The organism is Acinetobacter sp. TUM15071 (genome assembly GCF_008980925.1).
GTDB lineage: Bacteria > Pseudomonadota > Gammaproteobacteria > Pseudomonadales > Moraxellaceae > Acinetobacter > Acinetobacter dispersus.
Window position 1 is genome coordinate 1 of record NZ_BKGB01000060.1, and the last position, 459, is coordinate 459.

The 459-nt window shown below is 44.9% G+C and carries 1 pseudogene; it reads right to left on the bottom strand.

Annotated features, from left to right (window positions below):
* Window positions 1-459 (bottom strand): annotated as a pseudogene (locus GBI66_RS19215) (NAD(P)(+) transhydrogenase (Re/Si-specific) subunit alpha); the annotation flags it as partial.

A 459-nucleotide genomic window follows, 5' to 3' on the forward strand; every position in this document is an offset into this window, starting at 1 on the left:
AAATGACAGAACCCGGTTTCATCTTGGCAACAGTTTCAGCTTTAATTAAACGTGGTGCATCACGACCTGGTAACAATGCAGTAGTAATCACGATGTCAGCATTAGAAACAGCTTTATCTACAATCGCAGCTTGGTCTTTGATGTATTGCTCACCCGGCATCCATCCATAACCATTTTTAGCGGCATCTGCTGCACGTTGTTGCTCTTCTTCAGACATTGGGACGTCTAACCACTTGCCACCTAAAGACTCAACTTGATCTTTAGCTGTAGGACGTAAGTCTGTCGCTTCAACAATTGCACCTAAACGTTTTGCAGTTGCAATCGCTTGAAGACCAGCAACCCCAACACCCATGATCACAACACGCGCAGGCTTTACAGTACCCGCAGCAGTCATAAGCATTGGGAACATGCGTTGATATTCAGCAGCAGCAAGTAAAACTGACTTATAACCAGCTAAGT